Origin of the sequence: Variimorphobacter saccharofermentans (assembly GCF_014174405.1) — a bacterium.
GTDB classification, from domain to species: domain Bacteria; phylum Bacillota; class Clostridia; order Lachnospirales; family Lachnospiraceae; genus Mobilitalea; species Mobilitalea saccharofermentans.
The window spans coordinates 3,651,315-3,665,460 of the sequence record NZ_JACEGA010000001.1; the positions used below are offsets into that span (position 1 = coordinate 3,651,315).

Sequence of the window (14,146 nt, forward strand, 5' to 3'; positions counted from 1 at the left end):
GATTCCCCCCTTCCTTTTTGCTTCGTTTATTGTTTCAATGCATTCCATTCTTCTTCTAATATCGCATATTCATATGCATCATGCCATATCGGCTGCTGCTGCGAATCATATTTGAAAAAAACAGGTTTGCGGGCATGTCCTTCCCTTCGCATGGAAAGTCTCTCCAAAAGCTTCCATGAGGCTTCATTCTTCGGATTACAGTGACCGATAATGCGATGTGCTCCCAAATCCTCGAAAGCCCATATCAATATTCTACGACAAGCTTCTGTGGCATACCCTTTTCCATAGTACTTCGGATTAAATACATACCCAATCTCCCAGGTTCTGAATTCCGAAGGTCCTTCCTGTGCAAAGTATATATTTCCAATCAGTTTGCCATTCTCCTTCAGACATACAGCCCAAAAGGCTTCGTTATTAGCACGGTTAACTGCTTCCTGTTTACTTTCTTCCTCCGTGAAGGGATAATAAGGCTCATATTCAACGACAGACTCATCCGATAAGTACTCGTGTAAATCTCTCCAGTCCTCTGCGGTAAATCTACGTATTATCAGCCGTTCCGTTTCAAATCTATTCATCTATACCTCCTTGCCACCCAGATCGATTGAGCTTCATACATATGGCCTCATCCTCCGTGGCTCTGCAGTGATCACTCAAATGAAATCCAAATTTAATGTATCTAATAGTTTCATTCTGTCTCCTTTATGAGGAGGATTAACATGCCTTAGGTAATTCGGCATATAGGATTAATGTTTCCTTACCTCTAATAATTTAGTTAACACATACCAACTCCCTTCCTCTGCATTTTACCATGATTATCCTATCATTTCCTTAAAATAGTGTCAAATATTAATCTCCAAGTTTCCTATCCTACATGAAACTGTTTATGTACAGCAATGTCAATTTGATCCGAATTCTGACTCATGAAGAAGTAAAGCTCAGCTGCGTTCTTCGCTAAATCATTCATATCCTCGCCGAGAAAGTAAGCTGCAAATAACAGCTCTATATTTTCCATAAGGCAGGAAATACTGTCTTTCTCGATATTGGATAATGGATTGACTCTCTCATATCCGTTAACAAAAGCCGTGACCATGTCGAACCATTTTGCAATATCCTCTTTCTTCTTATCATGTTCCACCAAAAGACCTGCCAGAAAATAACTGATATCAAATACCCTGACGTTCTTCTGGCTCAAGTCAAAATCAATGTAACCAGAAAACTCGCCCTGATCAAATAATAAATTTCCATAATGGATATCCCTGTGTATTAGCTGCTTGGGAAGCTTATCATAACAGGAGAGCAATTTCTTGATACTGTATTCACAATTACTCTTTGCTATATACGGATAGTTCTTTGCTTTCAAAGTATCGGATACCCATCCGGTCATTTCCTCTGCAAAACTGTTATTCCAGCAATCTATCTTTTTCTCACAGGCTAGGAAAGCCTTATGAAGTCTTCCTACTACCGATCCCGTTTTGTATGCTATGTCCCGGTAATTATCCTGATAAATATCCTGAATTGGATCACCGGATAACCTCTCCATAATCAGATAACAACAACCGCCTTCCTCTATGTAATCGAGTCCCTTTAAAGTCGGAAGAATACCTGCAACCGGTATTCCACTCTCGCCCAGGCTTTTCATTATGACCATATTTCTCTGTAATCTTCCTGCATCATGATAGACCTTAATGAGATGATTATCTCCTACTGCCCATGTATCATTATTAATGAGCTTAGGCTCAGCAGAAATCCCCCAGTATTGTAAAACTGAATGTATCTTATCGTTTTTCATCCTGACACCTTCCTTAATATATTTGGCAAACTGATATCATGTTAACTCTCTGTCAGCGTATTATCATCCTTTATTTATAACATGGATAACAAGATATATGCTACCTTAAATATTTTTTATAATGAATTTTGCGTCAATTTGAATAGCTTTGACTTCATATGCCTTTTTAATTTAATATCTATAAAGTAATAGAAATGAAATGGCATATAGTGTATAATTATTCCATATATTATCTTGCTATTGATAATGTAAGTAATTCTACCACGGAGGATATTATGGAATTAATCACAATATTTTTTATACTAAACGCAACCATACTGCTGTTACATGAAATTGAATCTGCTTATGAACGTGAATGGGAGATACTAAAGCTCCCAGGAAAGATTGATGGGTTTGTATTACTGCATATCCCTATTATAATTCTATTTTTCTATGGAGCATTAGAAATTGAAAAGTTAACGTATGCGGGCTTACTTCTTGGAATCATTACCGGAGCTGGAGGATTTATTCCTTTTCTTGTACATAGAATATTCGTTGTACGGAAGGATAGATTTCATTCACGTATATCTAATGTATTAATCTATACGAACATTATTACGGGCATTGCTACATTACTGTTATCAATCAAATTGATTATTGGAATATGATATAGGGGCGAACGATACGGAGCCCTATAATAGTAAACTGAGAAAATATCTTTATAATGGACGTGCTGAAGATATGAATAATCGAATAGAGAGACTTCAAAAATATATTGACAAAATTCTATTGAATATGAGAACCCTCATGAGAGAAGATGTGGTTATCTCCATCTTTATGGTGTTTCGCAAGCATGTGCCTTGATTGCTCACAAAAGAAATCTTAATGTTGAGTTAGCAACCATGGCTGGTATGTTACATGATTTACACTCATACCAAACCATGAATGCTGAAAATCATACTGAATTCGAAGCAGAATTAGCATGACAGATTTCAAACTCCTTAACAGTTATTTACATCTGTCTGGCAAAAAAGCAACCACCTGCGTATCATCTCCCATATAGCCCATCATGTTTTGTCCCATTATTGACAGTATTGGCTTTTTAATACCAATATTTCGTATATCCTTATAAATTGGTGACTCTGGTAAAGTAATATATTCCACCTTTGTAAACCCGAATCTTGCCTTGAAAATGTTGTTACACCAGATCAGTTTATCCTCCAAAACAGAATAAACACCTCCAGCCAGTCGCAAAGGCAGTTTTCCAACCTGTTTTTTATACTTGATGGAAATAATAATCTTCCCTTCCTTGTTTACTGTTACATGCCCGTTTTTCCCTGGTTCCCAGTTCCAATCAAATTCAGCCATTTGCTTATCCAGCCCAAAATCAAGTCTTCCCCCAACTTGAGATTTCTCATTATCTACATATATATGCGTTACATAGAAGCCTTTCTTCCTCCCTGCTTTTACAAGTGCAGGAGCAATAATAAATTCGTGATATGGTAGAGTTGATTCAGGCCCCATACTTGTCATAAATACGAGTCCTAAAGTTTTACCTGGAAGCACTGTTGTAATTGTCAGTTCTTCCGGAATAAATGCTTTTACCCTCTCAATATCGATTAAATGAATCATCATTAGATGTGCTTTGTCGCCTACAGGAAGCCATACTTCCCCTGGTTTCGGGATACTCCCTTTCTTGGCATAGTACTTTCTCATAGATATATTTCCTCCTTTTTTTATTTCATTATGTAAGGAAATATACTTAGTTTCATTTACATTTGTTGATGGATTTTCTAATTCTGCTTAGTTGAGTCGGGGTTATTCCAAGATAAGATGCAATCAAATACTGAGGTATTAACTCCTCAATTTCTGAATATTCTTTTTTGAAAAGCAGATATCGATCTAATGCGTTAAGAGTTGCTACCTGCTCTAAGCGCAAATATATAGCCTCAAGTGCTTTTTCCACTTCTTTTCTGTATATTAGTTCAAGATGAGGATAATCATCAAAAAGGACTTTTATATCTGAATATTTGGCTTCTAGAATCATCGAGTCAGTGATTGCCTGAATTGATACAGGAGCTTCCTCCTTTTCATTAAAGGTAGCCAATATGAAATCATTTTGCTGTATGAACGACTTGATATGTTCTGTACCATTTTCCCTGACTACCCGCATTACAAAAATACCGTCCAGATTAAAGCCAATTTTGTCATGAAACTCACCCTGCCTTGCAAAGTAAGTCCCTTTTTTATAATGTTTACAACGAAAAACTTCGCGAAATATCCTTGACATTTCAATTTCGTCCGATTTCGTCCGGCAGTTGATGCGTTTTATTAAACCACTATACAGGTCCATTTTCTAAATAATACCTCCATAGACTTAATTCATTTAACTGTATCATTACATTGCTAAATAATAACATCCTCGTCTTCTATTATAACATACAAAAATGTATTAACACTATATATGATATATTATTGGGACCGACATAAATAATAAATGAATCATATGGTTTTACACAAAACAATGGTACTATATGAATATAATTATGTTTATTTACGTTTTTTCAACAATTTCTTTATAATTACCTTGACTCTTCCGTTGGGGAACAGATTAATATAATTATAAAACATCAACAGGAGGATTTTATATGGGTGAGTTAATCAAGATTAGAGATATATCAGCAAAGTATGATGTATCGGCCCGAACACTTCGCTATTACGAAGATATGGGACTGATAACCAGTACCCGAAGTACTGATTACGCTTATAGGCTATATGATGAAGCAGCTATCAAGAGGTTAGAACAAATTCTCATTCTACGTAAACTATCTATCAGTATTAAAGATATTCAGCGAATATTTAGTACATCAAGTTCAGAAGTAGTATTGGATGTGCTTGGCAAAAAAGTAGGGGATATCGACGAAGAAGTTGCGTTGCTTCATGAATTGAAAGAAGTTGTACTTGAGTTTATCCGACAGATAGAGCTCGCAGATTTCAGTAAAGGTTCTGATGTAAAAATGCTTTATGAGAAGGCAAAGGAAATAGAAAACCAGCTTATCAATGTTACATACAACGGTAACTCATCCAATGTGAATCAGTTATTGGATGTAACTGAAAAGATGAAAAAAGCTCCCGAGGTCAGAGTTATTCAAATAAATCCTTTTAAGGCATTTACCTCTGGCTTAGACACAATGGATAATGTTATGGGTTGTTTTCAAAAATGGCAGGAAGAGCATAACCATTTAGTAAAAAAGCTTATGTATGGATCTCCCGATTTTCTTTGGTTTGAGGAAGATATGAGGGCTGAATGGATTTGGGCTGTAGAAGATTGGGTCACAGAATCAGATACCGCACCCTATGAGCTCATAGAGTTTGAAGGTGGATTGTATGCTACTGCCGTGTCTGTAGATGGAGACGATGACATCAGTGGAAGAGTTTATGGTGGTATAAAAAAATGGATCGAGAACAGTGGATTTGAGCTTGACGAACGCCCGGGTCACCGGACACTTTGCCATATGCTAAATCCTACCGATGAAGTAAAGAATGCTCTTGGATACCATCAGCTTGATATCTATGTACCGATTAAATTGAAAGGCAGTGTGAACTAATAACCTCTTGACCTATTTTATTATAGGTAATTGCGAAACTATACAATAGAAAGTACGCTTTGCGAACTTTCTGTTGTCATGAATAATTCTTTTAATAATCTCCACTCCTTATTGGCATAATAATTAAATAAATGTCATGAACGACAATATGCCAATAAGGAGTGTCAATATGAATACAACAGAACATGTAACAAACAAAGGGCAAGGTACCACCAGAATTCCGAATAAATTAATCAATGAAAAATCCCCCTATCTATTACAACATGCTTACAATCCCGTCAAATGGTACCCTTGGGGCGAGGAAGCCTTCGAGAAGGCAAGGAAGGAGAATAAACCCATCTTCCTTTCCATCGGCTATTCCACCTGTCATTGGTGCCATGTTATGAGCGAGGAAAGCTTTGAAGATGAAGAAGTAGCCAATCTATTGAACGAAGTCTTTGTCAGTATCAAAGTTGATAAAGAGGAACGTCCGGACATCGATACAGTCTATATGACAATCTGTCAGGCAACGACCGGGCATGGCGGTTGGCCCCTGACGATTTTTATGACGCCTGATCAAAAGCCTTTCTTTGCTGACACTTATATTCCCAAACATTCACGTTATGGTATGGTGGGACTGGTTGAATTACTCGATCAGATTAAGAAGGAATGGCAGGTTAATAAAGAGGATATGATTCGTACCGGTAATCAGCTTGCCGACATCATAAAGCGGGAGTTTGAGACCTCTTCACCAAGCGATACAGTAACGAAGGATATCATTAATCTAGCCGTTACTCAGTTTAATCAGAGCTTTGACCATGATTATGGCGGTTTTGGGAATGAGCCGAAATTTCCGACACCGCATAATCTTATCTTCCTGCTTCGTTATGCCAAGCTGGAAGCTGATGAGAAAGCTCTATTTATGGCGGAAAATACACTTAAGCATATGTACCGTGGAGGTATCTATGATCATATTGGTTATGGATTTTCCAGGTATTCCACCGATGCCAGATGGCTTGTCCCTCATTTTGAAAAAATGCTCTATGATAATGCATTACTAGCAATTGCCTATACGGAAGCTTTTCAATACACCAAAGACCGCCTATACCGAACGGTAGCGGAACAGATCTTTGAATATATCCGCAGAGAAATGACCGACCCCGAGGGAGGCTTCTATTGTGCGCAGGATGCTGATAGTGAAGGTGTGGAAGGAAAATACTATGTATTCACTCCTGAAGAAATCGATAAGGTTCTGAACAAGGAAGATGCTTCTTTCTTCTGTGAGTACTTTAATATTACGAAGGAGGGCAATTTTGAAGGAGCCTCCATCCCCAATTTGATAAAATCAAATGATTTGAAGTCTGATAATGAACGGGTAGTTAGAGTCTGTAATAAACTATATTCTTATCGCTTAGATCGCTCTAAGCTTCATAAGGATGATAAAATTCTTACCTCCTGGAATGCATTAATGATAACGGCTTACTCCATTGCTGCAAAGGTATTTCAGAATAATGATTATCTAGCAGTGGCTACAAAGGCTGCTGAATTTGTAAGCACCCGCCTGACAGATCAGGATGGACGTCTCTTTGTCAGATATCGGGATGGTGATGCAAAATATTATGGACATCTGGATGATTATGCATTCTATAGTATGGCGCTCATATCCCTATATGAAGCCACCTTCAAAGTGGATTATCTGAAACAGGCAATAGCACTGGCAGATCAAATGCTGGAACTATTCTGGGATGAAAAGAATGGCGGCTTTTTCTTATCTGCGAATGACTCAGAACAACTAATCTATCGTCCGAAAGAGGTCTATGATGGTGCCATTCCTTCCGGTAACTCCGTAGCTGCTTATGTTCTTAAGAGGCTGGCAAATATTACTGCCGATACTCATTTTACTGAGTATGCTGATAAGCAGCTTCGTTTTCTGGCAGGACAGGTGAAGGATTATCCGGCAAGCTATAGCTTTTCATTAATTGCATTTCTTCAGGAATTATATCCTTCCAAGGAAATCGTATGTGTAGCACGTGAAAAAGAAGATTTCAAGGAGCTAACGGATTATCTGTCGGAATATTATGAACCCAATACTGTCGTACTTCTAAAGACAGAGGCAAATCAGAGCGAGCTTAGAGAAATAGTTGATTATATCGATGATTATCATACAGTAAATGATAAAACCACGTATTATATCTGTGAGAATCACCACTGCCAGGCACCAGTAAACGATTTACCCCATATCTCATGTACTACGAAGTCCTAAAATCATATAGGAACATCTATTAGAATAAAGCAGGAAATATGCCGTCTATTAGGGCGGTGGCACAGATCAAGGATTTAATCACCTGATATCTGACATAGTCTGTTTTATAATATTTGCTAAGACGGATGTCTTCCTTGCCTTTTTTATTCTCATAAAGTGCGAGCTTTGTCATAAGTCTGACTTTATTCGTATTAAGCATAAACTCCTCCAACTCAAAACACAGTATACCGGGATATAATCGATGAAATGTCCATACCTGTCACGCTGTTAGTATAATGCTGTCATTCGGATACTAAATTCATTCACGATTATATAAATATATGTTATCAACCGGATTAATTTTTATTATAACATAAGAAGGAATGAATTTCGAGGCTTTTTTTCCAATGAACTCATAACACAGAAAAAAACCTCTGTCAGCACAATGATATCTGCAAGAGACTCATTTATTTCTGACAGAGGTAGTAAAACTTATACTGATTTTTCTTTATTAAGACTTGCAACTCATTTGCTCTACGTGGGGGGAGTTACAACCTGGGATAGCTTTCCATATGTTCTATATTTAATTATCCTCTTGACAGAGCTTTAATAACGCCTCCAGCTTCTCATCCAAATATGCTCCCCAAATCTTGTCGTCAATAAAGGGGTTCACCTCCGGATGTTCCAACATCCTTTTACGTCTCTCCAAAAGTTGATTATTCACTGTATGGTTACCCATAAAGATATCAACATGTTGATTTCTGACCTTGGCCAAGGACTCCTGATATATGATTCTGGTTTTATACACCGGATCACCGGCTTGGATTAGGTGTTCTTTCGTCAACGTATTGAATCCAAATCCTCCATAATAACCGGCACGTTTCTTCTCTTTTCCATCTGTTACATCAAAAAAATATGCCAGGGTACCGGGTGTGTGTCCCGGCACCATATAAAATTCGATGGTCGTATTTCCAAAGGTTCGGACTTCTCCATCCCGAATCACCTCATCGGGTTCAAAAAGCTGATAGGTGCAGCTTGGGGAGACTCCTACCAGTGATAGTTCAGGCTGTTCCCGCAACATCCTTGCATCCGGTTCTCCCATATAAATCTTACAACCATACATAGTGCGGAAGAATTCTGCGCACCCGATGTGGTCTACGTGTCCATGAGAGATAATCAGCCATTTGATATCATAGGGATTAAAACCGGCTTCCCAGATAGCATTGACAAGCATTCCTTCTGCACCATAATTCCCCGCATCACAAAGGATCAATCCGTTTCCTGTATCAATGATATGCATACATATATCGCTGTCTCCCACATAATACAGGTTACCAAATATCTGAAAAGGCTTGATATAACGCTCTGTTTGGTTGATCCAGAGGTGTGCCATAGCACTACTTTTAAAGTTTTCAAACTCCTGCATATGGAGCTTATATTGCTCTTTATAATTCATATTCCGATCCTACCTTGACCTGCTTTCATGAAGGATAATCACTTATTAAAAATCCGTCTTCCAGCTTACTCAAAGCCGGCCCCTTTCATTGCTGAAAGTGCATGTTCTGTATAACGCTTATAGAAGCCTTTTCTTTTGTGAGAAACATGTACACCCTTCTTGGCGCGCTCAGCCAGTGCTGCTGCCACTTCCTCCGAGGAGCAGGCACGACCGCCTAGACCTGTAATATCAATCGTACGTGCTTCAACATCATAGGATATAATATCTCCTTCTTCTATGTAAGCAATGGGACCGCCACAGGCAGCTTCCGGAGAGACGTGTCCAATGGCCGCTCCTCTGGTAGCACCGGAAAATCTTCCATCCGTAATTAGGGCAACGGTACCATTTAGCGTCGCATCACAGGTTATCGCTTCCGTGGTCATGAGCATCTCCGGCATACCACAGCCTCTGGGACCCTCGTAGCGGATAATCATAATATCTCCCGGTCGGATTTTCTTTTCTATCACTGCCCGATAAGCGTCTTCCTCGCTGTCGAATACCCGGGCCGGACCTGTTGCTTTTCGCTGCTCTTCCACACAGGCAGAATATTTAATAACACAGCCTTCCGGGGCCAAATTCCCTTTCAGAACCGCAACACTACCGGTTTCCTTAACCTTCTCCACCGGTAGGATAACATCCTCTCTGCTTAATTTATAATTACGTAGATATCCAAGATTTCGCTCGAACCAATTGTCTTTTTGCAGAGCCTCCAGATTCTCACCCAGGCTCTTACCTGTAACAGTCATAACATCCAGATGTAACATATCCTTCAACATCAGCTGTATCATAGGAACACCTCCGGCAAACCAGAAGGATTCCGTCAAATGCTTTCCGCTGGGGTTAATATTGGCCAGATGAGGTATCTTGTGGTTAACTTCATCAAATAATTCAATAGGAAGCTCATATCCTAACTCCCTTGCTATACTGGGAAGATGTATCATAGCATTGGTGGAGCCTCCGATAGCACTGTGAATAACGATGGCATTGTAGAAGGCTTCCTTTGTCATGATTTGCTCCGGAGTCAGATTTCTTTCATATAAGCCCATGACTGCGCGGCCTGCTGCTCTGGCATAACGCTGAATATCCTGCATAGTCGCAGGGGCCAGGGCACTGCCGGGAAGGGCCATTCCCAAGGCCTCTGCCATACACTGCATGGTGCTGGCTGTCCCAAGGAAGGTACAAGCACCATAGGATGGGCAGCCTGTCAATTTATAGTCGATAATCTCCTGTTCCGTGATTTCATCCTTTCTCTTCTGTTTCAGAGAAATTTCACCTGCAACCAGGCTGGTTGTCATATCAGGGCCCGGCCGCATACTGCCACCCGGTATAAAAATGGATGGTACATTCAAGCGGGCTGCTGCTTTCAAATGAGCCGGAATGGATTTGTCGCAGCTGGAGGAAAAGATAATGCCATCCCACGGTATGGCACTGGCATGTACCTCAATCATATCGGTGATAGCCTCTCGGGATGCCAGGACATAGTTCATACCGTTATGTCCCTGGGCACAGCCATCACAAACATCCGTAACATGGTAATGGGCGGGAACGCCGCCTTTTTCATACACACCGAAGGCTGCCTGCGTAGCCAGCTGATTCAAATGAACACTTCCCGGATGGGAATCTCCATGAACATCCTCAATCAAAATCTGTGGCTTTTCGATATCTGTGATATCCCAACCGCTGCCTAATTCCAGGGCATCAAATTGCGGCCACAGGAGTCGTTCTTTCTGACTTTTCTGTTTCATATTCACCTAATCTTCCTTACAATGATCTTTTGATTACTTGTCACACTGTATATAAAAATTCCTTCACAGATTCTTCAATTCCTGCAGCATCCAGATGATAGTATGCCACTAATTCCCTGTAATCACCGCTGGTTTTTCCGTACTCCTCCGGTATTCCCAGGCGTTTTACTACGACATCTATCATGTCGCTGACGGCATTGGTAACTAGTGAACCCAGTCCACTGTTAACATAATGCTCTTCCACTGTAACTATTTTTCCTGTCTTTCCTGCTGCCTCACGGACAAGCTCCACATCCAACGGCTTAACCGTAGGCATTCCAATATGCTGTACTGCTATTCCCTGCTTTACCAGGTTTTCGGCTGCTTGGATGGCATCAAGAGTTGTAGAACCGGTAGAGATCAGGGTGACATCGGTTCCTTCCCGAAGTAACTGGCCTTTGCCAATCACAAAGGGGCTTCTTTCGAATATTACCGGAATCTTAGGATTCCCAATCCTCATATAAACAGGCCCCTGATATTCTATCATGGCTTTTGTTGCCTCTTCGATCTCAACAGGGTCCTGAGGTGCCAAGATCACCATTCCGGGAATCAAATTCATGAGGCCAAAATCATCTAAGGACTGGTGGGTACTTCCCAAATCCGAATAGGTAATACCACAGTTTCTTCCGACTACTTTGACATTCTGGCGCATGTAACCAAGGTCATTACGGACCATTTCATAGGGTCTCGCCGTTACAAAGGGAGCAATCGCACAAAATACCGGAATCTTACCTGTCGTTGCCATACCGGAAGCCATTCCGGTTATACCCTGCTCCATAATTCCACACTCGAAATATCGGTGGGGATATTTTTTAGCAAAATCTCCAAAGCCGGAGCTTTTTCCACTGTCTGCAGAAAACACTACAATGCTTTGATTGTCAGCGGCTAGTTCTGTGACTGCGCTTCCAAATGCTTTTCTAGGATCAACAAAATTTCCAATCATTCTTGAATCCCTTCTCTTTTATGTTCGGATAATAACGAATTACATTTATCAAGTCACCATATTTCGTCTGATTATGTATTCGTAATTACCCAATTCTCTCTAATTCCTTGATATAAGTATCTAATTCCTGTTCAGCCTGACAGAGGAGCTCCTCCGATGCATCCCAGAAATGGAAGGCCGCATTATTTTCACCAAAGGATAAACCCTTTGCTTTAATCGTCTTGCATAAAATCATATTGGGCTTTCCCTTTTCAAAGGGCAGGGCCTCCAGTGCATCCAGAATTTCTTCCATATTGTTTCCATCGATTACTCTGACCGCCCAACCAAAATCCATGAACTTTTTATCAATAGGCTCCATATTCATAACCTCGGTCACATCGCCGCTGATTTGAAGGTGGTTGTTATCCACAAAGATTGTCAGGTTATCCAGTTTGAATTTGGCAGCAGCGGCTGCGGCTTCCCAATTAGAGCCTTCCGGAAGCTCTCCATCTCCGGTGACACTATAGACATGAAAGGCCTTACCATCCATTTTCGCTGCCATGGCCATTCCACAAGCTATAGCCATCCCGTGTCCCAAGGATCCGGTATTGGCTTCAATTCCGGGCAGTTTGTGCATATCCGGATGACCGGGAATGACAGAACCCAGATTGCCATAGGTATCCAGTACTGCTTTGTCAAAATAGCCCCTTTCCGCTAATACTGCATACTGAGCCAGGCATTTGTGCCCGGCGGAGAGCAGGAATCTGTCCCTGTCCTCCATCTTAGGATGTAGCGGATCGATATGCATCTTTTCAAAATATAGGGCTGTAATAATATCAATGGCGGATAAAGCTCCTCCAATATGGCCGTGGCCTCCCGAACGCACCATGCGCAATATATTTTTTCTGCATTTTGCAGCCAGAATCTGTAATTCTAATATTCTAACCCTATCTGCCATTCACTTTCTCCTTATCATATTCCATCAGACGAGCCAATTTTTCGGCAGAACGACTGTTGGGATCAAAGGTTAAACTAAGGTACTCTTTCACCAGACACTTGGCAAGCTCTATACCAATAATCTGAGCACCAAGTGTAATGATATTGGCATTGTTACTTAATACTGCTCTTTGGGCCTGATAGATATCCGTTACCAGAGCTGCATAAACACCCGGTACCTTATTGGCAGTAATACATACACCAATACCGGTTCCACAGATAAGAATCCCTCTGTCATATTCCTTTCTTGCAACCGCCTCTCCCAGATTAATCGCAACATTAGCATAAATCGGGTCATCACTTCCTAAATCGTAGACCTCATGTCCTAAGCCCTCAATAAATGGAATTAGTTGAGCCTTGAGTGCTTGTGCATTCGGGTCACATCCTATCGCAACTCTCATTTGCATTCCTTCTTTCTATCTACTGGTCTTTCTTCATTACTTCAATATATCCAGCATCCAATCCCTCTGCTCTGATATATAATCTTGTATTTCACTTCGTAGTGCCTCATGGCAGGGAAGTAAAGGTTTTCTTGGCAGACCGCCTTGATACCCCATCATGTTCATAACTTCCTTGACTCCTGCAACACCATAGCTGCCGCCTGTGTGTTTTGCCAGCAGCTTAAGGCGATTGAAATACTCCATGGTAATCTCAGCATTATTTTGCTCATGAAGTTCGTACAGCTTGGCACAGGTATCCGGAAAATAATTGGCACTTGAGATGATTCCACCCTTGCCTCCATAACGAAGGCAGGTCATAATATTTTCAAGAGAGCCTGAAAACACTTCAAAGTCGTCTCGTCCTCCTACTGCCTGCATGTACGCCTCCATCATATCCGAGGAAGTGTCCTTAATCCCTGCAATATTCGGATGATCTGCAAGAACCTTTAAGGCCTGCGGGGAAATGCATACTCCATTGGCAAACTTCGGGGCACAATAGATTAGAACCGGATAGGAACTGTAATCCGCGATGGTCTGATAATAATCAATCAGGGCTTCATCCGTCATTGCACTTTTAAAGTATCCGGGTGTCAGTACAGAAACATAGTTGATGGGGATTTTGCTTTTTCCCAGTCTGCCTATAAACTCCATAGTCTGATATAGGGACTCTCTTCCAACTCCTGCTATAAATAATTTATCCTCGGCAACAACCTCGGAGGCTGTTTTTATGACCAAAAAGGCTTCATCATCACTTAAACTTCTGAATTCACCATTACTGCCCAGCGCCATATAACCACTTACTTTGGTTTCATTCCACTTACTATAATTAAATGCCAACCAATCCAGGCGCAGCTCTCCGTCTGAATCAAAGGGAGTGACAGCCGGAATTACAATTCCTTTCAGTTCTTTCAT

Annotated in this window: 15 protein-coding genes; 4 read left to right on the plus strand and 11 right to left on the minus strand. The window is 40.6% G+C overall.

Annotated elements, in window-relative coordinates; all coding sequences use genetic code 11:
• Window positions 1–26 precede the first annotated feature (26 nt).
• Complete coding sequence (locus H0486_RS15915) at window positions 27–575, minus strand: GNAT family N-acetyltransferase (RefSeq protein WP_228353935.1); 549 nt, start codon at window positions 573–575, stop codon at window positions 27–29.
• 287 nt (window positions 576–862) lie between these two features.
• A complete protein-coding gene (locus H0486_RS15920; protein ID WP_228353936.1) occupies window positions 863–1,789 on the minus strand; it encodes a phosphotransferase enzyme family protein in 927 nt (308 codons plus the stop codon).
• A 275-nt stretch (window positions 1,790–2,064) separates the two neighbouring features.
• Between H0486_RS15920 and H0486_RS15925 the strand changes: the two genes are divergently transcribed.
• Together H0486_RS15925 and H0486_RS18820 are read left to right on the plus strand one after the other, a co-directional pair.
• Entirely contained in the window at window positions 2,065–2,436 is a 372-nt protein-coding gene (locus H0486_RS15925; RefSeq protein ID WP_228353937.1) for a DUF6713 family protein, read from the plus strand.
• Window positions 2,437–2,556: 120 nt separating this feature from the next.
• On the plus strand, window positions 2,557–2,754 hold the full coding sequence (locus H0486_RS18820; RefSeq protein ID WP_228354460.1) for an HD domain-containing protein: 198 nt from the start codon (window positions 2,557–2,559) through the stop codon (window positions 2,752–2,754).
• A gap of 22 nt (window positions 2,755–2,776) precedes the next feature.
• Here the strand turns inward: H0486_RS18820 and H0486_RS15935 are convergent, their stop codons facing one another.
• Window positions 2,777–3,484 carry an acetoacetate decarboxylase family protein gene (locus H0486_RS15935; protein WP_228353938.1) on the minus strand — a complete coding sequence of 236 codons (708 nt, stop codon included), beginning with the start codon at window positions 3,482–3,484 and terminating at the stop codon, window positions 2,777–2,779.
• A 52-nt stretch (window positions 3,485–3,536) separates the two neighbouring features.
• Window positions 3,537–4,121 (minus strand): Crp/Fnr family transcriptional regulator, encoded by a 585-nt coding sequence (locus H0486_RS15940; protein ID WP_228353939.1) that lies wholly within the window; start codon window positions 4,119–4,121, stop codon window positions 3,537–3,539.
• Window positions 4,122–4,416: 295 nt separating this feature from the next.
• On the opposite strand from H0486_RS15940, the gene H0486_RS15945 reads away from it, so the two are divergent.
• Both H0486_RS15945 and H0486_RS15950 read left to right on the plus strand, forming a co-directional pair.
• On the plus strand, window positions 4,417–5,376 hold the full coding sequence (locus H0486_RS15945) for a MerR family transcriptional regulator (RefSeq protein WP_228353940.1): 960 nt from the start codon (window positions 4,417–4,419) through the stop codon (window positions 5,374–5,376).
• 169 nt (window positions 5,377–5,545) lie between these two features.
• Complete coding sequence (locus H0486_RS15950) at window positions 5,546–7,618, plus strand: thioredoxin domain-containing protein (protein WP_228353941.1); 2,073 nt, start codon at window positions 5,546–5,548, stop codon at window positions 7,616–7,618.
• Window positions 7,619–7,637: 19 nt separating this feature from the next.
• On the opposite strand, the gene H0486_RS15955 is transcribed toward H0486_RS15950, so the two are convergent.
• The 7 genes from H0486_RS15955 to H0486_RS15985 form a co-directional block, all read right to left on the minus strand.
• Window positions 7,638–7,817 (minus strand): hypothetical protein, encoded by a 180-nt coding sequence (locus tag H0486_RS15955; RefSeq protein WP_228353942.1) that lies wholly within the window; start codon window positions 7,815–7,817, stop codon window positions 7,638–7,640.
• A 363-nt stretch (window positions 7,818–8,180) separates the two neighbouring features.
• Complete coding sequence (locus H0486_RS15960) at window positions 8,181–9,053, minus strand: MBL fold metallo-hydrolase (RefSeq protein WP_228353943.1); 873 nt, start codon at window positions 9,051–9,053, stop codon at window positions 8,181–8,183.
• Window positions 9,054–9,118: 65 nt separating this feature from the next.
• The gene (ilvD, locus tag H0486_RS15965; RefSeq protein ID WP_228353944.1) at window positions 9,119–10,837 is read right to left on the minus strand and encodes a dihydroxy-acid dehydratase; all 1,719 of its coding nucleotides are present in this window, start codon (window positions 10,835–10,837) and stop codon (window positions 9,119–9,121) included.
• Between the two features lie 40 nt (window positions 10,838–10,877).
• The gene (locus tag H0486_RS15970) at window positions 10,878–11,819 is read right to left on the minus strand and encodes a transketolase family protein (RefSeq protein ID WP_228353945.1); all 942 of its coding nucleotides are present in this window, start codon (window positions 11,817–11,819) and stop codon (window positions 10,878–10,880) included.
• An 85-nt stretch (window positions 11,820–11,904) separates the two neighbouring features.
• Window positions 11,905–12,756, minus strand: coding sequence for a transketolase (locus tag H0486_RS15975; RefSeq protein WP_228353946.1), 852 nt, complete (start codon window positions 12,754–12,756; stop codon window positions 11,905–11,907).
• Window positions 12,746–13,195: an RpiB/LacA/LacB family sugar-phosphate isomerase gene (locus H0486_RS15980; protein ID WP_228353947.1), complete on the minus strand. Its 450-nt coding sequence runs from the start codon at window positions 13,193–13,195 to the stop codon at window positions 12,746–12,748. Before H0486_RS15980 ends, H0486_RS15975 begins: the two co-directional genes overlap by 11 nt.
• A gap of 36 nt (window positions 13,196–13,231) precedes the next feature.
• Entirely contained in the window at window positions 13,232–14,146 is a 915-nt protein-coding gene (locus tag H0486_RS15985) for a dihydrodipicolinate synthase family protein (protein WP_228353948.1), read from the minus strand.